The following is a 23739-nucleotide window of genomic DNA, read 5'->3' as shown; positions in this document are numbered from 1 at the left end:
TCATTAAACCGTTTATAGCTTCCCTATTGTAGTGTTCATTCCAATTGCATATTTACCTGGGAGTTTAACCATATCTTTTGTCCCTAAAAATAATGGGCTTAGTGGGATAACTCGTTTGCTGAAGCTTGCATTAAACACATAAGAAAAACTCTCTGGTAACAAACAGGGTAACCATGTTTTTGTTTGTTGAAGTTTAAAGGTATCATAATAATGACTATCGATTTTATGCAATTTATGCTCTTTTAACACCTGATATACTAGGCGAAAAGGAAGCTCTTTATCATTAGCAGAAGTCTTGGATTGAACCACAATTAAATAACCATCATCACTTAGTACACGCGATGCTTCACTTAACAACTGTGTATACTTTGAATGATCTACGAAAGTGTTCTCCAGTAGAATGATGTCAAAAAATCGAGCAGGGAAAGGCCAATTTTCTTCTCTAAAACATGCTCCAAATGCAGCTTTAGTTTTTAAAAAACCACTTGCTGCATAGTGATGCAATGCAATTAACTTATCAAAGTATTGTGGCTTTTGATGACCTAGAAAAAACGCACGTTTAACACTAAAGCGCGATAAAACTATCTCTAAATCCTGCAATTGCTTTACTTGCATTGATCAGACCCTTTATCTAAATTACCGTTAGTTTAACGTTAATTAACGGTTTATTGAATGATTTTTTCCATCCGCTCAAAATAGTCAGGACAAGTTTTACTAACACATTCAGCTCCCTTGATGATAACTTCTGATTGTACCAGTCCAAGTAATGCTAAGGACATTGCAATACGGTGATCACTGTGTCCATCCACTTCGGCACTTTGCAAATGCGACTCTTTAGGATAAATATGTATACTGTCTTGTGTTGTTTTCACTTTAACACCTAAGCGTGTTAATCCTTCTGCCATCGCACTGAGACGATCCGACTCTTGCAAACGCGTATGAGCTAAGCCCGTGATATGCGTTTCTCCCTCAGCAAAACAAGCAATAGCAGCAACAGTCATAAAGGTATCTGAGAAATTACGCATATTGATTGTTACCCCTTTAAGCTTATCCGTACCATAAACTGTAATACCATCTTGTTCTTCACATATTTGACATCCCATCATTTTCAAAACTTCTAGAAAACGAATATCCCCTTGCTTCGCATTGAGTTTAACATGTTTCACTTTCATCTTGCCATTGGTAATGGCAGCTAGCGCCCAGAAATAGGATGCCGTTGACAAGTCTGGCTCAATTACGTAATGACAAGCTTGATAACATTGCTTTGCTGGCACACTATAAATATGATTTTGAACATTAATCCTAACACCGAAATCGCGCATCATCTGTACCGTCATATCAACGTAGGATTGTGGGTGATCAGTATTGGACTCAATGACTAAGCCTTCCTTAATAAAGGGAGCTGCCATCAGTAACCCCGATAAAAACTGGCTACTCTGACCACCATCAATAGTAAGAACACCTTGCTGGTTTAAGCTTTGAGCCTTTATAGTTATTGGTAGTTTATGTGTCACATCCTCATAAATCGCTTTCATTCCCATTGCTTCTAACACTTGTAATTGCGATTGAATTGGACGCGCCATCATTCTAGAAGCTGCATAGATATAATACTCTCCCTGCTCTTGCGCTGCACAAAGTGGAATAATAAAACGCGTTAATGTTCCAGCTTCATTGCAAAAAATGCGTGCATTTGTTTTAGGAAATTTACCTCCACCCCCTAAAATAGTGATTTTACCTTCCCATTTATTAAATGAATGTTTCACTTCCAGCGCTTTTAGTGCACCAACCGCTGCTAACACATCTTTACTTAAGGGCAGATTTTCAATAACTGATTCACCATTGGCTAACGCCGCAATCAATAACACGCGGTTCGATAAACTCTTTGAACCTGGTAAACTCACCTCTGCTTTGATTGGTTTTTTTGCAACTGATAAACTTTTTTGAGGCATCTTTTGGATTATTAACTATGCGCAATTTTAGTAGTGTATCGTCCATAATAAAATTGTCATTAGCTTTTTGCTCCTTTTGTATCCTCATGTAAAAACCTTGTTTTAACCTCGTTTTTCATATCGTCTTTTTTAAAAAACCATTACAATGTCCATTATTTAATTCAAACACATAATAATCCTCATGTCTGCTAAAAACTACAAATGGCCTTATCAACCACTTACAACAGTGTTCTTACTTGCACCTGTTGTATTTAGCTTTGCTTTAGCATTAGACACTTACATGCCTGTTATTCCTGAAATGAAACGCATTTTGAATACTTCTCAGGAAATGGTTCAGCTCACTCTGTCTTTATTTTTTTTAGTAACAGGATTTGGGCAGCTCATCTTAGGTCCTTTATCTGACCAATTTGGGCGTTATAAAATTTTGCTTAGCTCTGTTATACTCTTTTTCATTGGTTCATTATTATGTGCCAATTCTGGACATATAGGCGCCTTAATTATATTTCGCATACTTCAAGGTATAGGTGCTTGCGGGATGTCAGTCAGTGCATTTGCGATCGTTAGAGACGCTTTTTCTGGAAAACAAAGTGCAATGATTTATAGCTTTTTAAATGCAATGATCTCAGTCTCTCCTATTTTAGGACCTATCATAGGCGTTATCTTAACTACTTATTTTCCCTGGCACGCTATATTTTATTTCTTGGCAATTCTAGGGGCTTTTACCTTTATTTTGGTCATCTTTTTTGTTAAAGAAAGCTCACATCCAGATAATCGCAAAAGGTTTGATTCAAGCCTTATTGGTCGTTATTTAAATATTTGTAAAAGTTTAACTTTCTGGGCTTACACTTTTCCTGCAATTGCAGGGATTTCTGCCTTTTTCACTCTTTTTTCGATGACGCCTTATATTATCCAAACTCTTGATGAGGCACGCTCACAAATTGGAGTTTTCTTTGGAATGGCAGGTGGTGCCTTTTTAGTTGGTTCGATTATTTCAGGCACCATCGTCCATAAATTTGGAGTATTAAGAACTTCTATCCTTGGCACGATACTTATTTTATTTTCGGGCGTTTTATTAATTGTGATTTACCAGATCAATGGATTGAGTCTATGGGGATTCTTTGGTCCTAGTATGCTTGCGACTTTTGGTTGCGCACTTACTGCGGGCTCAGGCGCCAGCGGCGCGTTAGAACCATTTGGTGCATACCCTGGTGCGGCTTCCGCTATGCTTGGAGCATTACAACTAGGAGGAAGTTCAATCATAGGTTCGATTGCTACTTTATTTGCTATTAATACGTCTTATCCACTTGCTTGCACCATAATTATTACTAGTGTTATCAGCTTAGTTTTGCTTATAATTTTATCTTGGTTTTCATCTAAAACACATTAATCCTCGAATACTTAACAAAAAATTTCGAAAAATCATTCATACAGACTTAGATTATCTCTTTGCTATACGCTTATATTAGCGTTATAGTAATAAGGTTCTCTTATAGTAGTTCAACAAAAAGGAAGAAAAAAATGAAAAGACTCTCCATCCTAAGCCTTATTTCCAGTGCCACATTATTATCTGCTTGTGCAAGCTCGCCAAAAGCCGACACTCCAGCGTCACCACAACCACAAGGACCAAATAAAGTTATAACGCAAGCTATGCCTGAGACTTCTATGATAATTGAAGAGCAACCTCAAGATGTAATAAAACACACTAATCTTCCAAGCTCTAACGTTAAACTCAGCATTAAAGGCGATCGCTTGATTGCAAAAGTTTATACTAATTGGAATGGCGCAAAACAAGGCGACTTAAGACTACACTGGATTGCGCCAACTGATCCACATTGTCTCAGCAGCACTTTTCCAATCATGAAATACAAAGAAAATAACGATTATTCTTGGGCATATAGAACATTTGAGCACAATAGCGCAAACGGTACGAGCTCCTGTTATGGCACTTGGAAAGCAGAAGTTTTATACAAACCTACTAAAGTCGTAATTGGCAGCGCAACGCTTAATGTTCCTGCTAAAATCACAACAACGTCATCATCAAAAAAATAAGCTAAACCCACTTGATTTTACGCATAATAAAAATATGCACTACCATAATAATCACAAGCAAAATACAAACAATTAAAAAACCATGACGATGTTCCGAACCTGGAATACCTGCAACATTAATACCCAATAATCCTGTAATAAATCCCAACGGAATAAATATCACACTTACTAAAGACAAAATATACATCCTTTTATTGATTTGGTTTTGTTCATAGGAATGAATTTGCGCTTGAATAATTAAGCTTCTATCTTTCATTGCATCTAGGTCTTCTAGCAGCCGTATATTTGAATCCAGCGTTTGACGTAAATCAAAAATGTCATCGTCATCTAGCCATGTCAATTTATGTGCAGAGATTGCAAGAATCGCCTCCCTCTGTGGTAAAATATAACGCCTGATTCTGATGATTTTCTTACATATTTCATTGACTCTATCAGCCAAAATAATTGGTTTTTCATTTTTCACATCCTGCTCGATTTGGTCCAACTTTTGATCATACTCATCAAGTAACTGATCCGTGTGTGTGGTGATGTGTGTCAGCAAAACACTTAAAAAATCACTTGTACACTTCGGACCTTGCCCTTGAGTGAGCATCCTTTGAATCTCAATAACAGAATAAGGAGTTCTACGCTTGACCGTAATGATCAATTGTTCAGATAGCCACATCCGAATTGAAGTCATATCCTCTGGATTTTGACCTGTATTTAAATTGATTGCTCGAAAGCTAGCTAGCATGCTGTTATCAAAAATCAGCACCCTTGGGCGCGTTTCATGTGCACATAACATATCGATAATCGTTTCACTTACCAACATATGCTGTTGGAGAAACTTTTCAGCAACTGTTAAATCCAAATGGACCCACACTAATACATTTTCCTGCTTTATCTTAAACCAATCAAAAGCTTCTGGTATTATCGTTTGAGCAAAACCATTTCGATCCAGTGAATAAATGTTTACTTTACCCATCATTAACTCCATTTTGGTCTATCCTTCTAATTCTCTCATGACCACTGTAGAGAAAATAAAATCAAACTCAAGAAACTTGCCTGACAAATTATATACATTTTATGAGCAAATACACTTTATACTTTGGCAATATATTACTAAAATACCAAAAACATCTCGCTATTAAAACTAAAACAGTAAATCTGACTTATGCGTGATTATGCCAAAACCACAAAACACAATCAGCCTCAATCTAAGTACTTAAACAGTTTTAGTACACCAGAGCGTACGCTAACATCTAGAAAGCTTATTCTTGGCACGATTTTACTTACTTTAATTGCTGCATTTATTATTAGTTTCTATACCAGTAAGCCTACCACTGAAAGCACACAAAAAATCACAGCGCCATCCTCTTCGACTTTAAATACAATTTCCACGTTAACAAAGCAAGCGGAACAAATGGAAAATCAAACCACCAGAGATCATGGTGATACAGTTACCACAGCATTAGTACCTCTAAGCAAAAACAATCAAACAGACACTTCAACTTATAAACAAAACATTGACAAGGTAACAACAAATAATAAGAAACAAACCAATAATCCTTCCAAACAGGAACAAAAGAAACAAGATCAATCACTGCAATTTACTTTTTACGATACGCTAACCAATAAAACGGTCCAAGTTGATGCAAATCCTCAACCCATTAAACAATATCGTTATACCTACATGCTGCAAGTAGGTTCATATCGAAATCTAACGGACGCCAATGCCACACGTGCTAAGCTTATCTTAGCAGGGCTTAAACCCACTATTCAAAAAGTTGGGGATTGGTATCGACTTGATGTCGGACCTGTTGATAACCAACGTGATGGTGATGTATTAAAGCATAAAGTTGAAGCAGCAGGTATATCAGGTAGCATTTTACGCCAAATCGACAGGCAAGAAATAACTTAGACCACAAGTGAGTAATGATAAAATAATATTGCAACCTACATAACCGGATTATATTGATGCAGGCTTTTAAACATAATTTCACCGTTACAGAAGAATTTATCGATGTCAATAAACACGTAAACAATATTGTATACCTAAAATGGATGCAGGATATTGCTATTATGCACTCCAATGCTTGTGGCTGGACAACTCAGAGATACCATAAAAACCATTGCACATGGGTTGCTAAAACACATTACATTGATTATGTCAAACCAGCCTTCCTTGGAGAGATTATTGAAGCTCGAACCTGGGTTGAGGAAATTAAACGCTGTTCCGCTTTACGCAAATACGTGTTTACAAATAATAAAGGTGAAACAGTCGTTAAGGCTGAAACCAATTGGGTATTTATCAACACCATAACAGGGAAAGTTTTAAGCGTTCTAGCTCAGGTTCGCCACGATTTTGAGACCTTTACGTGCGTTGAATATGTTTAATAAGCTCCTTGGCAAGGTATTGATGAACAACCGTTGTTGGGTGTATTCCATTATAAAATAAAAAGCCTTGGCATAAAGGGGTTTCTTTCATTTGTACACAAGTAACTTTAACTGACTGATTCAAACCCAATTTTTGCAATATTTCATCTTTATTAAAATAAACTTCTAAAAATAATTTATCGATCGAATAAACATGGTTTGCTGGAAACACCCCAAATGTTTTTAATACAAGGTTGACACTAAGACCCGTATTATAAAGTTGTGAAACGGCTGATATTAAAACAGAGATACCTTGATACAAATATTTATTTTTTATATGTGCATCTAATAATCCCCTAACTCCTGGAACCATCGAAAAATCAGGTAAATTCAAGACGTAGATATTTTGCACAGACACACCTTTTACCATCAGGCGCTTCACCGCTTTAACAATATTATCAATCGGATGTGCTAAAGTTTGCCCATTTTGCGTTGCTATCCGAATGATGTTTTGGTAAAAGTCATTGCCACCTGCCCAAATAATGAATAACGAATTTGGATTAGGTCTATCATTGACATTTTTAAGGTATAAATCTATTTGCTTTAGTACGCCAGGCACACAATTATAATGACCATAATCACCAAGTCCATTAACACACTTAGCATTATTATCACGTCCCCAAGTGGTATCCGTTAAATAATAATCCCCAGTCTCAGCTGAAGCCACTGCAAATGAGGTATTTTGTGAATATGCACTATTGGGTGTTAGTCCCTTAATAAGCGTTAAATCTTTACCTGATTTTAAATCCATTTGTTCAATAAAATAATTTAACCATGTTTTACGCACAGGATAGTTAAGTGAGATTTCGCTTGTAATAGGAGCACCTATTTTATCCGTAATACCATATGGTTTTACCCAATAATTATTCCCTACTTGTGTCTGTGGTGGTGCACTATCGCTCAAACTATCACCAAAAACAATGATATTATCAAAAGACTTATATGAGACTTTCTTTATTGTACTTTGCTCAACTTCACAACTAATTATTACAACAATCGTAATTACAATCATAAATGCAATAAGCAAACTCCAAAAAATCCTTTTAACCATAAACACTTTCCCCTTTTATCGACTACCAAATATTGCCGAACCCACTCTTACTATCGTACTACCTACTTCAATTGCCGCTGCCATATCTTCAGACATTCCCATCGATAGCTGATCTAATTTAAGACCCAAACATGCATTAATATTATCTTTTAGTGTTGCCAATTTCTTGAAACTCACCAATTGCTTATTGTAATCGCCACTCTCTTGCAAAATACACATCAAACCGCGCAATATTAAATGGGGGCAAGCATCGTTGATTACTTTTACAAGTGCATAAATTTTATCCTCATCAGTTATTAAGATGCCCGCTTTTTGTGGTTCTAAATCCACATTGATTTGAATACACACCTGGATTTTTTTATTAAATTCTCTACAATGCAATTCCAGTTTTTTGGCATGTTTAATATCTGCTAAGGTATGTAACCAACTAAAATATTGAGCAATTTTTTTAAGTTTATTGGATTGAACAGCACCAATATAATGCCAACAAATATGATCTGACAGCTTGGGAATTTTAATCTCTGCTTCCTGGATAAAGCTCTCGCCAAAATTTCTTATTCCCTGTGAAAAAATTTCCTCAATTGCTTCAATTGTCTGCTTTTTTGATACTGATACCAACAAAGGTTTACTTGTCTTACCAATTGTTAATTGCCAAATTTTTTTTTGTAGCTGCTGTAAGTTTTGATGTAGTTTTTGTGCTTGAGCTGTATCCATCTGCTATAGTTAATTCAAAGGATCATTTGATTACGGAACATCATAGCATGAACTTGACACAATTATTATCACTTTGCGTGGAGAAAAAAGCATCGGATTTACACATTTCTAGTGGAGTTGCTCCCATTCTTCGTATTGATGGCACAATGGAAATCTGTGATCAAACGATTATTACAGCAGATGAAGTCAATACACTCATCCATAACATCCTGTGCAAAGAACAGCTTGAAAAATTTAAAACGCAACTCGAATACGACTTTTCTCTGCATAAAGATCAAATTGGTTCGCGCTTTAGAGTAAACATTTTTATGCAAAATCGAGGTCCTGCAATCGTCTTTCGTACCATTCCTGAGCAAGTCTATAGCTTAGAAGATTTGCACGCTCCAGAAATATTTAAACAAATTATTCATCAACCTCATGGACTTATTGTTGTAACAGGTCCAACAGGTAGTGGTAAAAGCACAACACTGGCTGCAATGATTGATCGTATCAATCAAACCGAAAAAGGACATATTATTTCCATTGAGGATCCCATTGAATTTATCCATAAACCTAATAAATGCCTGATTAATCAACGGGAAGTCAAACGAGACACGTTAAGTTTTAATAATGCTTTACGTGCTGCTTTACGCGAAGACCCTGACTATATACTTGTTGGTGAAATGCGTGATATTGAAACCATTCGCCTTGCGTTAACTGCGGCTGAAACAGGTCACCTTGTATTTACCACATTACACACCTCTTCAGCACCTAAAACGATCGACCGTATTATCAACATTTTCCCAGGAAATGAGCAAGCAATGGTACGTGCAATGTTATCAGAATCACTACAAGCAGTAATTGCTCAACGCTTAATTCGTCGTAAAGAAGGAGGTCGTGTTGCTGCTCATGAAATTTTAATCGCCAACACCGCAGTGAGAAACCTCATTCGTGAGAATAAAATTCCTCAGCTTTACAATGTCCTACAGACTAGCCAAAATAAAGGAATGCAAACCTTACAGCAAGCCCTAAATAAGCTATTTTTGTCTGGGATTATAGATGATAGCGAACTCAAAAAACATGAAAATACACAACCAACTTACGATTAACGTCGCCAAAAATCTGGGGTAAATAATACTAGGATAGTAAAAACTTCCAGACGCCCTAACAGCATTGCAAAATTTAATATCCAATGTGCTTGAGTAGGTAGCATTGCATAATTAACACCCACATGTCCAAGCCCTGGACCTAAATTCGAAATGCTTGCCGCTACAGCTGAAAATGCGGTAATTGATTCTACCCCCACACCCATCATACACAACCATAATATTACAAACATAATAAAATAAGCTGCCACAAATCCCCAAACACTACTCATGACAGCCTCTGACATCACTTTATTACCAAATTTAACAGGAAATACCCCTGATGGATGCACAAGCCTACGTGCCTCACGAAATGCTTGCTTGCGCAATAATACAGCTCTTACAATCTTAAGCCCACCTGAGCTAGAACCTGCGCATCCACCAATAAGACCAATCACCATTAGTAATATCGGAATAAATAAAGGCCATGAATGATAGTTTGAATCGGAAGTAAAGCCCGTATTAGAGACAAAAGAAACCACTTGAAATAAACCATCCCAAAACGCGAGATCATTACTCTTAGTTGCATCTTGAGAAATAAGTGTTAATACCACAATAACCATCATAGAAAATGCAAAGAAAATATAAGCTCTAAATTCTGGGTCCCTCCAATATACTTTTAATGATAACCTTCTAAATGCAGTAAAATGTAGCGCAAAGCTAGTGGCACTAACCATCATATAAAAGATACAAATGGAATAAATTAATGGCGTTTGCCCCCCCATTGAAGCATCACTTGGCGCAAACCCACCAGTGCCAATTGTTGAATAAGCGTAGCACACTGCATTAAACCAAGTCATGCCACCTAATTTATAACTTAAGATACAAAGGACTACAAGTAATAAATAAATACCCCACAATACCTTAGCTGTATCAGCAATTCTTGGAGTTAGCTTGTTTTCTTTCCAAGGTCCATTAGCTTCAGCACGATATAATTGCATACCCCCTACACCCAACATAGGTAAAATTGCTACCGATAAAATAATAATCCCCATTCCACCTAAGAGTTGTGTTTGTTGGCGATAGTATAAAATGCTTTTTGGTAATGAATCCAAACCATGAATCACGGTAGCACCAGTTGTTGTAAAACCTGATACCGATTCAAATACCGCATCAGAAAATTCAAGGTGCAACCCATTAGAAAGCATATAAGGAATCGAACCATATAAACCTAAAACCGACCAAATCGCAATCACAACAATAAAGCCACCTTTAATAGTAAGCTCTTTTTTAGAACGTGAACTTAGCAGCCAAAGCAGTAAACCTGAAATCATAGTGATGATAAAGCTCAACAGAAATGGCTTGCCATTGTGTTCATCATAAATCCAATTCACAATCATCGGTGTTAGCATCGTTAAGCTTAAAAACATCAAAAGTATGCCTAATACCTTAAAAATCGGACCTGGGCGCATAGAAGTCAACTTTCCTAGTATTTATTTACTCAGCATGTAGAGCTACGATTTTACTTACCTTTAAATCTCATCAACTGAAATTTTGGATAAACAGAAGCTGGCTGGTGAGTATATGTTTTTATCCCGCATTCTAGTATAATCGTCGTCAAAATAGAAACTATTCTTTAGGACAGCTTATGTCAATTATATTAAAAATGTTGCACCTTTTTGATAATAAAAAACAAAGAGAATACGTCAGTGAGGCTGGTCAGTTTTTATCGACTTATGATCGCGACTTCCCAACGCGTTCAAGCTCACAAAAAAAAGAAGCTCAAAAGCATCGTAATATTTTCAATCGTAAAACCGATGATTTTAAGTTATGAGGCTCAAATTATATACCTTATATAAAGTTTTCTTACCTAAATCCTAAAAGGTCAGACATCATCCTTCTTAATTAACTCTAAGCTTCGTGACTTATAAAGTTCAATAGGCTACATTGTATCAATTCATTGTCAAATCAACGTACCAAAAAAAATGACACCCTCTGATGCTCATGCACGACAACAAGCACTTAATCCAAAACAATCTTTTATCGTTCAAGCACCTGCTGGTTCTGGGAAAACCGAAACACTTACTCAGCGCTATTTAAATCTATTAGCACATGTCCAGAATGCACCTGAAGAAATTATTGCATTGACCTTTACAAACAAAGCCGCCAATGAAATGCACCACCGAATTTATCAGGCACTGATGAATGCTAATGGTGGGAAGCCTCCTTGTGAGCCACATAAACACTTAACCTTTGATTTAGCACAAAAAGCTTTACAGCAAAACCAGTTAAAAAATTGGCATTTGCTTGAAAACCCAAAGCGCTTACGCATCACGACCATAGATGCTTTTTGCCAATATTTGTCTAGGCACCTTATCTACGAAAGTGATGAAGCTTTTAGTGCAGATGTTACTGAAGATGCAAACTCACTATATGAACAAGCCATTGATGCACTTATTCATGACACAACTAACAATAGTCCTTGGCAAGATAGCCTGTATCGTATCCTACTACATTTGGATAATGACATCGAACGCTTAAAGTCTCTTCTGTCATCAATGCTTGCTAAACGTGAACAATGGCTGCCTATCGTCATCCAGCTTCAACTATTTAAAAATAACAGCTCTATCACAAAACAAGAAATTGAGTCAGGATTTTGTGCACTTTTCAACTCGCTAAGCACACAAGCTTACACTGTATTAAAGCTTGACGAGTATGAAGATAAATTCATTAAAATTCTTCACTTTTGTCACCCTGAGCTTAGTTCTCAACGTCTAAGTTTTACATCCAACAACGTTGAAATATGGCAATACTTAACTTCTCTTATTTTTACCAATAACAACGAATTTCGGAAAAGCTTCACTGCTAAACAAAAGCTCCCAGCTAAAGACCCCAATGCCAAAAGCCATACAAATTGGTTAATGGAATACATCAGTTTATTTTCAGAGAAAGAAAAAGAGCAAATAACAGCTATTATTGGCGAGCTTCGCCTATTTTCAAGCTTATGCTTTAGCTCAAGTGAATGGGAAATATTAAGTGCAATGACTGCCATTGCGATCCACTCTGTCCAATACTTAAAACTTATTTTTTCGCAAACGGCAAAAATGGATTTTAATGAGGTTTCATTGCAAGCGCTGTCTGCTTTAGGCAGTGAAAATACACCAACTAATTTGGCACTTTATTTAGATCATCAAATCCAACACCTCTTAATAGATGAGTTTCAGGATACATCTATTCTGCAGTTTACACTTTTGCAAATGTTAACTCTAGAATGGCAGCCCAACGATGGCAAAACACTTTTTGTCGTGGGTGATCCTATGCAATCGATTTATCGTTTTCGTCAAGCAGAAGTGAATCTTTTTTTACAAGTTAAAGACAACGGTATCAATCAGATTAAACCTAAATATTTACAACTTAGCTGTAATTTTCGCTCACAAAAATCAATTGTTGACTGGGTCAATAGCACCTTTGCTCAAATTTTCCCTAAGATAAATGATTTAAATTTTGGAGGAATTGCCTATGCGCCTTCAAACACACTGTCAGACAAAGTAAATCCCAACACTTTCACACAAAGCTATTTTCAAACCGCCGATGAAGAAGCAATACATATCGCTAATGCAATCAAATCTTATCAAAAAATTAATCCAAAGCATAACATTGCTATTTTAGTTCGTTCCAGAAGCCACCTTAAATCAATTGTACCGACGTTAAAGACACATGGACTTGCTATTATCGAAAACGAAATTGAAACACTTTATCAACAAGCAATCATTCTTGATTTGTTATGCTTAAGCTGTATTCTTTCTAACCCTCAACATGAAATATATTGGATCAGCTTGTTACAATCTAACTTATTTGGATTTACACTTCATGAACTTAATGAAATCAAGCATATTCAAATTATTGGCAGTGAAGAAAGTAATTTCATTCAACAGCTTACCCAATATCTAGCATCAAACAAGCAATACGCTCATCAGCAAAAAGCGGCTTATTTTATAGAATGGATACAGCATGAGGGCTTTATGGGTAATAAAGCGCCTCTTACTAAACGGCTTACCATACTTTGGCAAAAGGTTGATGGACCTATTATTCATCCACAACCAACACTTTATGACAATTATCTAGATATTTTAGATAAGCACCTAAGCATAGATAGGACAATAATTTGCGACACAACGCGCTTAATTGAAGCACTTAAAACCACGTATGCAAGTGCACCACCCACGGCAAATATCCACATTATGACTATTCATAAATCTAAAGGTTTAGAATTTGATTTTGTCATTTTGCCACAGCTTGAGAAAGCGACAAAAGCAGATGACAGTCAACTTTTTTTATATGAAACCACAAAGCTTGACGATCAACGCACTCACCTGTTGTTAAGTCCAATTAAACATAGTTGGGATGACACAGCTCCCGCCTTATATAAGGTCATTCAAAACATGCAGAAAAAACGCGCTTCTTATGAGCTACAACGCTTATTGTACGTTGCTATTACGCGTGCTAAATACAAAGTTTTACTTAGTGCCGTTGTAGATACCACTGACCAAGAAAATATTCGTATTCAAAAAAATAGCTTTTTATCTTTGCTACATCCTTTAGCACTAGATTGGAATTTTATGCTAAATGATCCACAGCTCAATCAAGTAGATGAAACTAAAAATCAGAATCAATTTTATAAACCCATCCAACAAGTAAAAAACTACACTATCTTGCCACTTTCGCAGAACCAAGCTTGCAATGCTCTTGACAACGCTAATTTAAACAACAAAAACCCATTAAATCATCCCGGCTTCAGTGAGTTTGTATTAAGTGATGAGCGGCGTATTGGTTCTGTGCTACATGCACTTTTCAATTACCTTTGTTACTTTCCACAGCAAGATTGGCAACCCTACTTTGAAGTTGCCACACATGAGTATGGATTAAAAAGTGACCTTAAAAAAAAGGCTTATATACAAGCCCACACCGCAATACAAAATACTAAGCAACATTACTCGTGGATATTCTCAGCAACTGGCTTTAGTGAACAAATCATGTTGAGCTTACGCTTTAATAAACCACAAAAACGTATCGCCGATAGAATTATCGCTACCAAAGATGGCTATCAAATCATTGATTACAAATTTACAACACCTGTAATAGGCGAAGCATTAGATGCTTTTTTAATAACACAACGTAAGCTATATTATAAGCAACTACTTATTTACCAGCGACAGCTTGCAAAATACTTTCAGCTAGATAGAAAAAAAATCATGCTCTACTTATATTTTCCGCTTATTCCTAATTTATTCAAGTGCTCTAGATGGTAACAACCAAATGACAAAGTAGCCACTTGTAAACCATTCCCCACTATTATTCATCTTCACTCTCTGGAGTCCAATTTGCTGGAGGCATAAGATAAATGACTTTCCAACCAGACTCAGGCGCATATTGGCTATCAGGCGATGCGACATGAATCTGACCTTTTTTATTAATAAAGAAAAGTGGAACAGCAGTTTGATTTAAGGATATAAATTGCTCCCAATTAAACTCATCTGTTAGCATTGTTGTTTTAACTTGGCCGCCTTGCTTTACCATGCTACGCAAAACCTGGTAGGATAAGTCTCTACTAAACAACCGTTTGGCAAATTTCTTAGTTAAATAAGTAAGCTTAGAATTTGCTTTGTTTTGCGCCGTGGGAAGCACAAAAACAGAAGTTTTCCCCTCAAACTCGCGATAATACTTAACCGCAGCTAAAGTATTCATTTGTTCGCTACTTGAGCATCCAAGCATTCTACCAATGCCTACTAAATTTAAGTGCCAATCAGCATGTTCAGAAACCGAGCTACCATAATAGCAATCCAACCCTTGCAATCGACAAGCTTGTACACTACGCCAACTGGTATCTGCAATCACAACATGAACGCCATTTTGAGTCAGCTCCTTGGCAATGCTACGTGCTAAAGTATTTCCGCCTATCATCAAAAAACCTCTTGGTTCAGGGGCAGATGCATGAAGTATTTTTGCTAAGAATGGAGCTGTTAGACTTTGGATAATGACCGTCCCTAAAATTACCATAAAAACAATTAATACTAATAGCTCGCCTTCTTCTATCAATTCCAGATTCTCAATCACTTTTATTGAAAAAAGTGCTGCTACCGCAGCTGCTACAATTCCACGCGGTGCAATCCAGCTAATCATCACACGCTCACGCCAATTAAGCTCACTACCTAAAATTGAAAGTGCTGCGGCAATAGGACGTACAATAAATTGTAACAATAACACTAAGATAATTGCTTTCCACCAAACTCCCTCCAGATATTCAAAGCTAACATTCGCACCTAAAATAATAAATAAACTTGAAATCAAAATAAGGCTTAAAGACTCCTTAAAATCAAGAATTTCCTCAATATGAGTATTGGGCATATTACCAACGATAATTCCCATCACGGTGACGATCAAAAGACCCCCACCTTCAACAACGTATTCAGCAATCACAAAGCTTGTTACTACAAAAGACAATACAAACATATTATTCAGATAGCTTGGCACCCATTGCTTTTTTAAAATCATCCCTAATAAAAATCCCGTGATAAGTCCGCCAATTCCACCAACTAAAAGCACCGATAAAATATGAGTGCTAATATACCAGAAAGCATCATATTGCGAAGCAGTGATCGCAGTAAAAACAATTACTGCTAATAATGCACCGATTGGATCAACGAGCATACCTTCCCACCGAATAATATTAGCAAGTTTTTCAGTGGGTCTCACACTACGTAAAATTGGCACCACTACGGTCGGTCCACTAACCGATGAAATAGCGCCAATAAGCGCCGAAACCTGCCATGAAATATTAAAAATATAGTGAACAAGCACAGTTGTTAATGTCGCTGTAATTAAAAGACCAATGGTTACGATGTTTCTAACCGTACCACCTAAACCTCTAATTTCACGAAACTTAAGAGTCATACAACCTTCAAACAAAATAATCGATACACAAATCGACACAACAGGATAAAGCATCTTTTCAAATAAAAAGGATGGACGCAGAAACTGATAATGTTCACCAAAGAGTAATTGACTCACAGGTCCTAGTAAAATTCCAACAACAAGCAAGAATAAAATTGCTGGTAATTTTAGCCTCCAAGCTAGCCATTGACAAATAAAACCCAACGATAAAATCACCATGAACACTATTGGAATATACGTTGGTGACAAAAAAAAGTTACTTACTTCCACCTAAGATAAAACCCTTCAATCAATTTGAATAGCATTCATTGTAACAAACGACAAGTGAAGCGAAAGTGTTTTTTATCTGCCGAAGCTCCTTCTCTTTACTTAATTAGGAGTTATCCTTAAACTCTCTTTTAAACACATGAATATCAGTAATAAAAGCAAGATCAAAACAATTGCTGCTCCAAACCACGGTGAGTAATCTAAAACAAAACCTACCATGTCATACATTTTAATGCCAATTAAACTAAATAATTGGATAAAGCCAACACTAAACGCAGCAAAGATAACAATTAATAATACCGTAATGTTAAAGTGCTTATATTTAGATGAATTCAAGCTGTTTGTATCAACCAGCTTTGTCATAATAATTGCATCCAACGAATCAACCCATGTCATTCCTAATGCAAATGCAATCGGCAAACACAAAATAAGCCATATAGACTCGCCCTGTAAAGACACACTTGCTGCCAACCCTAAAAGAGCGATTTCAGTAGCCGTATCAAACCCTAACCCAAACAAAAATCCAACTGGATACATTTTATAAGGTTTATCAATCAATTTAAAAATAGGTCTAAGCCAATGTGCTAAGGGCGAATGAAGATGTTTACTTTGGTTACGCCTAACCATATGGTACAAAGATACAACATTCATGCTCGCGGTAAGCCATAGAAATGTAATTGATACAATGCTACCGACAAGCGCACCTGTTGCTAACACACCTACTTTTTCTGTTTGAGTTAAACTTACACCGAGTATTACAAAAAAAGTCAGCAAAAATACGACAGTAGAATGTCCCAAAGCAAAAAACAAGCCTATTGTGATACTTGGTTTATCACTTGCTGCGAGTTTACGTGTAATATTATCAATTGCCACGATATGATCAACGTCAAAGCCATGTCTTAAACCTAGTACAAAAGCGATAAACACCATGCCTAATAACGACAAATGCTGATAGAACATCAATCCAAATACGACCCATAAAACTATACTAACTATAATAAACTTACCAAAAAACCGTTTATCACACATGACTATTTCTCTATTTCTGTACTGCTGATTCGCTCTAGATTTAAAGTTAAAAAATGTGCTGAACATGAAATACAAGGATCATAGTTACGTATCACCATTTCAGCGTACACTCTTAGCTCATCATCGGATTTATCCAACCCAAACTGAGTTAGTGATTGCTTTAAATCTGCTTCCATACATGCCAAGTTTTGCGCAGTTGGTGGGGTAATGCGTATTTTGGTAGCCCGTCCTTCATCATCAAACTCAAAGTAGTCAATTTGAATACCACGTGGCGCTTCACTTGCTCCCCACGCCTTACTTGCTTTGTAAGTCACATCCACATAAGGCTTTTCTGGATACTCATAATTTTTCAAAATACGTAAAATCTCACCTATAGCGTAATAGCACTCAATTGAACGTGCTAAGATGCTATGAAAGATGTTATTACTTGGGAAAGAGACGCCTGTGCTATTAGCTAAATCCTGTACTTCTTGTGGTAATTTATTAAAATTTAAATTTAAGCGTGTCAATGGTGTCGTCATATAAGGTTTATCATCACGTGTTGAATGCAGTGCCGTGGATTGTGGGGCATGAAATTCATAAAAATATTGATCCCAATCTTCAATTGGGAAGCTCTCTCCTTTATTTGTAACAACATGATCAGCAATAACCGGATATTGCCCACTTTGATCCATTAATGATACTTGTAAAATTTCATCAAAATTTACATCAGGATAAGGTAAAGTTGCAAACCACAGTACCACATCTTTAGCATCAGTCAATGCTTCTTGTAAGCGTGGAATAAGTGCTTTGATTTCTTTTGGTTTAGGCGCACGATAAAAACCACCAACTTTAATTGCACCAGGATGAACAGAACGCCCTCCAAAAAGAGCTAAAATATCATTGCCCAGGTGCTGCAATTTAACACCGCGTTTGATTTCATTTGGGAAGTCTTTTGCCATTTCAATCGCAGAATGATACTTTAAAAAATCAGGCGCTGCTAAAATGTGAGTATGTAGATAATGTGACTCCATCCACTCACCTAAATACATCACACGACGCATTGCTTTAATCCAAGAGGTCACCTCAACACCAAACGCTTTTTCCATTAACGTTACAACACTCATCTGATAGGCCATAGGACAAATACCACAAATACGTGCAACAGCATCAATGATCTCATTAGGCTCACGCCCTTCTAAAAATTTCTCAAAATAGCGCGGAGGTTCATAAATACGAACGTGACATTTGCTGATTTCATTATCTGTAATCTCTAAATCAAGCGCACCTTCTCCTTCAACACGCGCTAAAATAGGGACTTCTATTTTTTTAGTGCTTTTTGCAATGAAACTCATTGCTTATCTCCTGCTTGTTTAAAGCCTTGTTGCTGATTGTTGATAAAATGATATTTACGAGCAATTTGTTCATCAGTAAGCCCCATTGATTTAAGTTTTGCTGTCATTGCATCAAAATTGGCATATTTTGAAACACCATAACAGCCATAACAACCTCTATTAATTTTTGGACAAAGTGCATCACAACCATCAGCAGTAACAGGTCCCAAACATGGTTCATTATATGCAACTATGACACAAGTAATCCCTCTGTGTTTACAAGAAGTACACACAGGATCAACAATTGACTCGGACTCTACTTTAAACAATAACTGACGCACCATATGATACATCTGCTCACCACTGACAGGGCAACCTCTAACCTCAAAGTCCACTTCAACATAATCTTCAATTGCTTTAACCGTATCAAGCTCCTCTTTAGCAATCACATCCGTATGTTGTGGATACACCTCTTTTATCCACTCTTTAAACTCAGCTTTATTAGTGTTATTGCGTAGTGCTTGAATACCACCACTTGTGGCGCACGCACCCATTGCAATCAGATATCTACTATTGTCACGAATCCTTTGAATACGATGCACATCATGCTGGGTGTTAATACTGCCTTCAATAATTGCAATATCCACTTTACAATTTTCATCCACAGGACCTGCTTCTGCAAAATGCCTGATTTCAACAAGTTCTGATAGTTTCAGGAGCTTAACCCCATCATTAATAAATGCAAGTTGGCAACCATCACAAGAGCTAAACTTATGTACCGCCAGCGTTGGTTTACTTGATAAGCCACTTAATTTGTCTTGAGCTGACATCTTAGACCCCCTCAATAGATAGCAGTTTTTCTACAGAAGGATAAGCATAAACTGCACCATCTTTGCAGATAAATTCTTTACCCATTTGACAATGACCACAATGTCCAATTGCACATTTCATGCTCCGCTCTAAACTCACGAAAACTTGATTTGCCGGTACGCCAATATCAATAAAAGCTTTAGCAACATTTTTCATCATAATCTCAGGACCTACACTCATCACATAAGTATTTTGGTAATCCAGTTTAAGATCTTTTACTGTTGCTGTTACAAAACCGTTATACCATTTCCACGGTCCAAAAGGTTTACCTTCCGTTGTCGTAATAATCACTTCTGTATTGTGTGTGTTATGCCAACGCACGTATTTATCCTGATAGATTAATCCCACACTATGACGCACCCCTTGTACAACATAGAGCTTACCGTAGTTATCACGATTTTTTAGGATCATTTCTGTTGCAGCTACTAAAGGTGCATTCCCTAGTCCGCCTGTCATGATCACAACGTCTTTACCCTTGGCTTGTTCAATTGGCCAACAACTACCAAAAGGACCTCGAATACCAATTTTTTCACCTGCTTTTAACTTCTGTATGCCTTTTGTGACGCGTCCAACAACTTGAATGGTGTGCTCAAATAGCTCACGACTAAAGTCTCGATCATTAACGATTGAAATCGCGACCTCTCCTACCCCATATAAATAAATCATATTAAATTGACCAGGCTGAAAGCTATAAGATTGGCGCACTTTCTCATTCATTATACGCAATCGCAGTGTAAAAATATCTCCTGCATCCTTAATAAACTCAATAATTTCTGCTTCGTGTGGCAGGTAGGCATCTTGTGGATAAATCATTTATTTGTCCCCTGACAAATGATATTAATTTCTTCTGTGACATCAATACTCACCGGACACCAAGTAATGCAGCGTCCACAACCAACACAACCTTTGGTACGAAACTGTTCCCGCCACGTTGAAAACTTATGTGTTAACCACTGCCTATAACGATATTTTGGCTTGTCTCGATAAAGCTTACCATGCGTATAGCTATGATCTAAACCAAAGCAAGAATCCCACTCCCGTACATGTGTGCTTTCTTTGCCATCTAAACTTGGTGACTCTTTTTCAGTATGACAAAAACAGGTTGGGCAGGCTTGTGTACAATTTCCACATGATAAACATCGTTTAGCAACATCCTCCCATTGCGGGTGATCATGTTCTTCAAAAAGTGCTTTTTCTACTTGTGCTAAGGGAGGAATAGACTTGTTTTGTTTACCATATACACCATTTACCTTCTGATAGGCTATGTGCGTTTGCGCACCGCTGGCTACTTGCAACTGCAAATATTCAATGAGCATTCTGCCACTATCACCTCCAGACTCAACAACAAATCCATGATCAATTTCCGTCATCGCTAAATCGTAACCTTTATCAGCAAAAGGGGAATCTCCCAAACTTATGCAAAAGCAATTGCTGTGACAGGTTGTACAATTAGCTGCAATAATAAACATCGCTTCACGACGCACCTTATAACGCACATCTTGGTAAGCATTTTCAATAAATACACGATCTTGAATTTCAATTGCCCGTAAATCACAAGGTCTCACACCTAACACTGCATACTTTCGTTTATTTAAACATGACTCAAACTGAAGTGTACCATTTTTATCTCTCTTGACTTGCCATAATTTTTCTTTTTCCTTAAACAGCATCGGCTTAACAGACTGTACCGGTAAGCTCCATCCAAAAGCAGCTTTAGCATTGGTTTTTGTTACTTTATAATGCGCCGGAGATTGCTCATCAATGTATCCCCAGGGTAATTCGGCTGCTTTTTCAATATCATCATACACAATCGCACCTTCGCTTACTATTGGTGCTTTAACCATAAAACCCTCTTGTTTTAAATAATGAATCAAATCATCTAAACTCGTATGTGGTAAAAAATAAAACTGACTCATATTTTCTCCTTTTAGCAAATTCTTGGCAATTGCTCACCACTTAACCAATCAACGCGTCTGATACCACCAAAGCGTGTTTTCATCGTAACATAAGCCTCATTCTCACTTTCTATTTTTGCAATCACAGCTGCATCTTTTCCCTCTGGCTGAGATTGTAAACCTTGAAGGATTTTATCAGTTTCTTGTGCCTCACATACGATTAATACCTTGCCCTCATTTGCAATAAACAAAGGATCTAAGCCCAATAACTCACAGGCTGAACGGACTTCCTCACCCACTGGCAAAGCAGATTCATTTATACAAATACCAACTTGATACTGATAAGCCCATTCATTCAACGTTGCTCCAACTCCACCACGAGTTGGGTCACGCATTGTTTTGACTTTACAACCTGATTGATAAAGCATGTCAATTAAACGATTTAAAGGCATTACATCGCTTTTGACATTACAGTCAAAATTTAAACCTTGACGCTTAGACATCACAGCCACACCATGTTCTGCAATAAAGCCATTGATAATAATGTTATCTCCTTTTTGCAAGGGCGTTCTTGTAACGAAACTTTGTTCAATTACACCTAGCCCAGTTGTATTAATAAAAATACCATCTCCCTTGCCCTTTTCAACAACCTTAGTGTCTCCTGTAACAAGCTTAACTCCGACTTTTTTAGCAGCCTCTGCCATGGAGTTTACGATTTCTTTTAAATCTTTAAGAGGCAGCCCCTCTTCTAAAATAAATCCTACCGATAAATATAACGGCTTTGCGCCTCCTACAACAAGGTCATTGACTGTACCATATACCGCAAGACTTCCAATGTCACCACCAGGAAAAAAATAAGGCGTAATCACATAATTATCAGTGGTCATAGCAAGTTGACCTTTTATTTCTGGCAAGGTGGCTTGATCTTCACCTTGTAACAAGTAATCATTGGCAAATGCTTTTTTCATGAGCTGATCAATAAGGCGATTCATGGCTTTACCACCTGCTCCTATTGCCATATCGACTACACCTGTATTAAAGTTTATCTTCACACTCATACAGAAGAAGCCCTAGACCATTGATATTGATAATGCGCTGCACATGCGCCTTCCGAAGACACCATACAGGCTCCCATAGGTTGCTCTGGGGTACATGCCACACCAAACAACTTGCAGTCTTTTGGCTTTTTTATACCCCTTAAAATATCAGAACAAGCACATGCTTTGTGCTCAATACCTACAACACCCTGAGGAATGGCAAATTCCACTTCCGCATCAAAACGTGCATATTCTTGTTTAATTTTTAAAGCACTTTTAGGGATAAAACCTAATCCTCTCCACTCAAACGTTGGGCATAATTCTAAATAAGTATGAATAAGCCTTTGAGCAAATTCATTACCCTTTGCACTTACTGCGCGAATATATTGATTTTTTACGCCAATTTCATTGTTATTGATCATTTCTATCAACATTAAGATCGATTGCAATACATCTAAAGGTTCAAATCCTGCAATCACTATAGGCTTGTGATATTTCGTTGCTACAGAATGATAAGCATTACTACCAATAACAATACTCACATGTGAAGGACCAACAAAACCATTGATTTTAACTTCATCTGATAAAATCGCTTCCATTGCAACTGGTGTTAATACATGATTACAAAATATATAAAAGTTGCCTATATCAGATTTATTTGCTGTATCAATTGCAACAGCAGTAGGCGGTGTTGTTGTCTCAAAACCTATTGCAAAAAAAATGACTTTTTTATTTGACTGAGAAATAGCAAGTTTTACTGCATCTTCAATAGAGTAAACCATACGAACATCTGCACCACGTGCTTTTGCTTTTATCAGACTATCTTGGTTTGTACCTGGTACCCGTAACATATCTGCATAACTACAAAAGATGACATTCTCTTGTCTGGCTAAAAAAATTGCCTGATCAACACGTGAAACAGGTAAAACGCAAACAGGACATCCAGGTCCATGAATCATATGTACATTACTTGGCAAAAGCCCAGCAATCCCATAACGATGGATTGCATGTGTATGTCCACCACAAAACTCCATTAAATGATATTCTCTATCTGGTAATGCTACTTTTTGGATTTTTTCAATCAGCTTGTTTGCTACCCTAGGATCGCGAAAAACCTCAATATAATTCATGACTG

21 protein-coding genes are annotated in these 23739 nt (G+C 37.0%); 7 read left to right on the top strand and 14 right to left on the bottom strand.

Going from position 1 to position 23739, the window contains the following annotated elements; translation table 11 throughout:
* Positions 1–12: 12 nt before the first annotated feature.
* Entirely contained in the window at positions 13–615 is a 603-nt protein-coding gene (locus M1V25_RS00175) for a methyltransferase domain-containing protein (RefSeq protein WP_116962992.1), read from the bottom strand.
* Between the two features lie 50 nt (positions 616–665).
* Positions 666–1949, bottom strand: coding sequence for a 3-phosphoshikimate 1-carboxyvinyltransferase (aroA, locus tag M1V25_RS00170; protein WP_498842083.1), 1284 nt, complete (start codon positions 1947–1949; stop codon positions 666–668).
* 181 nt (positions 1950–2130) lie between these two features.
* Between aroA and M1V25_RS00165 the strand changes: the two genes are divergently transcribed.
* Both M1V25_RS00165 and M1V25_RS00160 read left to right on the top strand, forming a co-directional pair.
* Positions 2131–3336: a multidrug effflux MFS transporter gene (locus M1V25_RS00165; RefSeq protein WP_116962990.1), complete on the top strand. Its 1206-nt coding sequence runs from the start codon at positions 2131–2133 to the stop codon at positions 3334–3336.
* Positions 3337–3467: 131 nt separating this feature from the next.
* Positions 3468–3998: a TUL4 family lipoprotein gene (locus tag M1V25_RS00160; RefSeq protein WP_116962989.1), complete on the top strand. Its 531-nt coding sequence runs from the start codon at positions 3468–3470 to the stop codon at positions 3996–3998.
* Position 3999: 1 nt separating this feature from the next.
* On the opposite strand, the gene M1V25_RS00155 is transcribed toward M1V25_RS00160, so the two are convergent.
* Positions 4000–4974 carry a zinc transporter ZntB gene (locus tag M1V25_RS00155; protein ID WP_116962988.1) on the bottom strand — a complete coding sequence of 325 codons (975 nt, stop codon included), beginning with the start codon at positions 4972–4974 and terminating at the stop codon, positions 4000–4002.
* A 177-nt stretch (positions 4975–5151) separates the two neighbouring features.
* Between M1V25_RS00155 and M1V25_RS00150 the strand changes: the two genes are divergently transcribed.
* Both M1V25_RS00150 and M1V25_RS00145 read left to right on the top strand, forming a co-directional pair.
* Positions 5152–5898, top strand: a complete 747-nt coding sequence (locus M1V25_RS00150) for an SPOR domain-containing protein (protein WP_116962987.1) — start codon at positions 5152–5154, stop codon at positions 5896–5898.
* 56 nt (positions 5899–5954) lie between these two features.
* Entirely contained in the window at positions 5955–6374 is a 420-nt protein-coding gene (locus M1V25_RS00145) for an acyl-CoA thioesterase (protein WP_116962986.1), read from the top strand.
* On the opposite strand, the gene M1V25_RS00140 is transcribed toward M1V25_RS00145, so the two are convergent.
* Positions 6352–7464, bottom strand: coding sequence for an SGNH/GDSL hydrolase family protein (locus M1V25_RS00140; RefSeq protein ID WP_116962985.1), 1113 nt, complete (start codon positions 7462–7464; stop codon positions 6352–6354). The two genes, M1V25_RS00145 and M1V25_RS00140, sit on opposite strands and share 23 nt — an antisense overlap.
* Before the next feature lie 15 nt (positions 7465–7479).
* Positions 7480–8178 carry a YggS family pyridoxal phosphate-dependent enzyme gene (locus M1V25_RS00135; protein WP_116962984.1) on the bottom strand — a complete coding sequence of 233 codons (699 nt, stop codon included), beginning with the start codon at positions 8176–8178 and terminating at the stop codon, positions 7480–7482.
* A 47-nt stretch (positions 8179–8225) separates the two neighbouring features.
* Here M1V25_RS00135 and M1V25_RS00130 point away from each other — a divergent pair, with 47 nt between their 5' ends.
* Positions 8226–9266 (top strand): type IV pilus twitching motility protein PilT, encoded by a 1041-nt coding sequence (locus M1V25_RS00130; RefSeq protein ID WP_116962983.1) that lies wholly within the window; start codon positions 8226–8228, stop codon positions 9264–9266.
* Here the strand turns inward: M1V25_RS00130 and M1V25_RS00125 are convergent.
* The gene (locus M1V25_RS00125; RefSeq protein WP_116962982.1) at positions 9263–10714 is read right to left on the bottom strand and encodes a potassium transporter TrkG; all 1452 of its coding nucleotides are present in this window, start codon (positions 10712–10714) and stop codon (positions 9263–9265) included. The two genes, M1V25_RS00130 and M1V25_RS00125, sit on opposite strands and share 4 nt — an antisense overlap.
* A gap of 176 nt (positions 10715–10890) precedes the next feature.
* Between M1V25_RS00125 and M1V25_RS00120 the strand changes: the two genes are divergently transcribed.
* Positions 10891–11076, top strand: a complete 186-nt coding sequence (locus M1V25_RS00120; protein WP_116962981.1) for a CBU_0585 family protein — start codon at positions 10891–10893, stop codon at positions 11074–11076.
* A gap of 151 nt (positions 11077–11227) precedes the next feature.
* Positions 11228–14551 (top strand): UvrD-helicase domain-containing protein, encoded by a 3324-nt coding sequence (locus M1V25_RS00115; RefSeq protein ID WP_498842082.1) that lies wholly within the window; start codon positions 11228–11230, stop codon positions 14549–14551.
* Between the two features lie 43 nt (positions 14552–14594).
* Here the strand turns inward: M1V25_RS00115 and M1V25_RS00110 are convergent, their stop codons facing one another.
* The 8 genes from M1V25_RS00110 to hypD form a co-directional block, all read right to left on the bottom strand.
* Positions 14595–16442, bottom strand: a complete 1848-nt coding sequence (locus M1V25_RS00110; protein ID WP_157966521.1) for a cation:proton antiporter — start codon at positions 16440–16442, stop codon at positions 14595–14597.
* Between the two features lie 120 nt (positions 16443–16562).
* Positions 16563–17489, bottom strand: coding sequence for a HoxN/HupN/NixA family nickel/cobalt transporter (locus tag M1V25_RS00105; protein WP_498842081.1), 927 nt, complete (start codon positions 17487–17489; stop codon positions 16563–16565).
* Between the two features lie 2 nt (positions 17490–17491).
* Entirely contained in the window at positions 17492–18823 is a 1332-nt protein-coding gene (locus M1V25_RS00100; RefSeq protein ID WP_192877915.1) for a Ni/Fe hydrogenase subunit alpha, read from the bottom strand.
* Entirely contained in the window at positions 18820–19632 is an 813-nt protein-coding gene (locus tag M1V25_RS00095) for an NADH-quinone oxidoreductase subunit B family protein (protein WP_116962977.1), read from the bottom strand. The genes M1V25_RS00100 and M1V25_RS00095 overlap by 4 nt, the downstream gene beginning before the upstream one ends.
* Position 19633: 1 nt before the next feature.
* The gene (locus M1V25_RS00090; protein ID WP_116962976.1) at positions 19634–20485 is read right to left on the bottom strand and encodes an FAD/NAD(P)-binding protein; all 852 of its coding nucleotides are present in this window, start codon (positions 20483–20485) and stop codon (positions 19634–19636) included.
* Entirely contained in the window at positions 20482–21588 is a 1107-nt protein-coding gene (locus tag M1V25_RS00085) for a 4Fe-4S dicluster domain-containing protein (protein ID WP_498842080.1), read from the bottom strand. Before M1V25_RS00085 ends, M1V25_RS00090 begins: the two co-directional genes overlap by 4 nt.
* A gap of 11 nt (positions 21589–21599) precedes the next feature.
* The gene (hypE, locus tag M1V25_RS00080; RefSeq protein WP_116962974.1) at positions 21600–22625 is read right to left on the bottom strand and encodes a hydrogenase expression/formation protein HypE; all 1026 of its coding nucleotides are present in this window, start codon (positions 22623–22625) and stop codon (positions 21600–21602) included.
* The gene (gene hypD / locus M1V25_RS00075; RefSeq protein WP_498842079.1) at positions 22622–23734 is read right to left on the bottom strand and encodes a hydrogenase formation protein HypD; all 1113 of its coding nucleotides are present in this window, start codon (positions 23732–23734) and stop codon (positions 22622–22624) included. Before hypD ends, hypE begins: the two co-directional genes overlap by 4 nt.
* Positions 23735–23739: the final 5 nt, after the last annotated feature.

Origin of the sequence: Candidatus Nebulibacter yamunensis (assembly GCF_024208055.1) — a bacterium.
Classification (GTDB): Bacteria; Pseudomonadota; Gammaproteobacteria; order Francisellales; family Francisellaceae; genus Caedibacter; species Caedibacter lacustris.
Note: the sequence above shows the minus strand (reverse complement) of the source record. Positions and strands in the feature narration are given on the sequence as shown.

Excerpts from the sequence above, each read along its gene's own strand:
- M1V25_RS00175 (WP_116962992.1), bottom strand. The coding sequence starts at position 615 with ATGCAAGTAAAGCAATTGCAGGATTTAGAGATAGTTTTATCGCGCTTT.
- aroA (WP_498842083.1), bottom strand. The coding sequence starts at position 1,949 with ATGCCTCAAAAAAGTTTATCAGTTGCAAAAAAACCAATCAAAGCAGAG.
- M1V25_RS00165 (WP_116962990.1), top strand. The coding sequence starts at position 2,131 with ATGTCTGCTAAAAACTACAAATGGCCTTATCAACCACTTACAACAGTG.
- M1V25_RS00160 (WP_116962989.1), top strand. The coding sequence starts at position 3,468 with ATGAAAAGACTCTCCATCCTAAGCCTTATTTCCAGTGCCACATTATTA.
- M1V25_RS00155 (WP_116962988.1), bottom strand. The coding sequence starts at position 4,974 with ATGGAGTTAATGATGGGTAAAGTAAACATTTATTCACTGGATCGAAAT.
- M1V25_RS00150 (WP_116962987.1), top strand. The coding sequence starts at position 5,152 with ATGCGTGATTATGCCAAAACCACAAAACACAATCAGCCTCAATCTAAG.
- M1V25_RS00145 (WP_116962986.1), top strand. The coding sequence starts at position 5,955 with ATGCAGGCTTTTAAACATAATTTCACCGTTACAGAAGAATTTATCGAT.
- M1V25_RS00140 (WP_116962985.1), bottom strand. The coding sequence starts at position 7,464 with ATGGTTAAAAGGATTTTTTGGAGTTTGCTTATTGCATTTATGATTGTA.
- M1V25_RS00135 (WP_116962984.1), bottom strand. The coding sequence starts at position 8,178 with ATGGATACAGCTCAAGCACAAAAACTACATCAAAACTTACAGCAGCTA.
- M1V25_RS00130 (WP_116962983.1), top strand. The coding sequence starts at position 8,226 with ATGAACTTGACACAATTATTATCACTTTGCGTGGAGAAAAAAGCATCG.
- M1V25_RS00125 (WP_116962982.1), bottom strand. The coding sequence starts at position 10,714 with ATGCGCCCAGGTCCGATTTTTAAGGTATTAGGCATACTTTTGATGTTT.
- M1V25_RS00120 (WP_116962981.1), top strand. The coding sequence starts at position 10,891 with ATGTCAATTATATTAAAAATGTTGCACCTTTTTGATAATAAAAAACAA.
- M1V25_RS00115 (WP_498842082.1), top strand. The coding sequence starts at position 11,228 with ATGACACCCTCTGATGCTCATGCACGACAACAAGCACTTAATCCAAAA.
- M1V25_RS00105 (WP_498842081.1), bottom strand. The coding sequence starts at position 17,489 with ATGTGTGATAAACGGTTTTTTGGTAAGTTTATTATAGTTAGTATAGTT.
- M1V25_RS00100 (WP_192877915.1), bottom strand. The coding sequence starts at position 18,823 with ATGAGTTTCATTGCAAAAAGCACTAAAAAAATAGAAGTCCCTATTTTA.
- M1V25_RS00095 (WP_116962977.1), bottom strand. The coding sequence starts at position 19,632 with ATGTCAGCTCAAGACAAATTAAGTGGCTTATCAAGTAAACCAACGCTG.
- M1V25_RS00090 (WP_116962976.1), bottom strand. The coding sequence starts at position 20,485 with ATGATTTATCCACAAGATGCCTACCTGCCACACGAAGCAGAAATTATT.
- M1V25_RS00085 (WP_498842080.1), bottom strand. The coding sequence starts at position 21,588 with ATGAGTCAGTTTTATTTTTTACCACATACGAGTTTAGATGATTTGATT.
- hypE (WP_116962974.1), bottom strand. The coding sequence starts at position 22,625 with ATGAGTGTGAAGATAAACTTTAATACAGGTGTAGTCGATATGGCAATA.
- hypD (WP_498842079.1), bottom strand. The coding sequence starts at position 23,734 with ATGAATTATATTGAGGTTTTTCGCGATCCTAGGGTAGCAAACAAGCTG.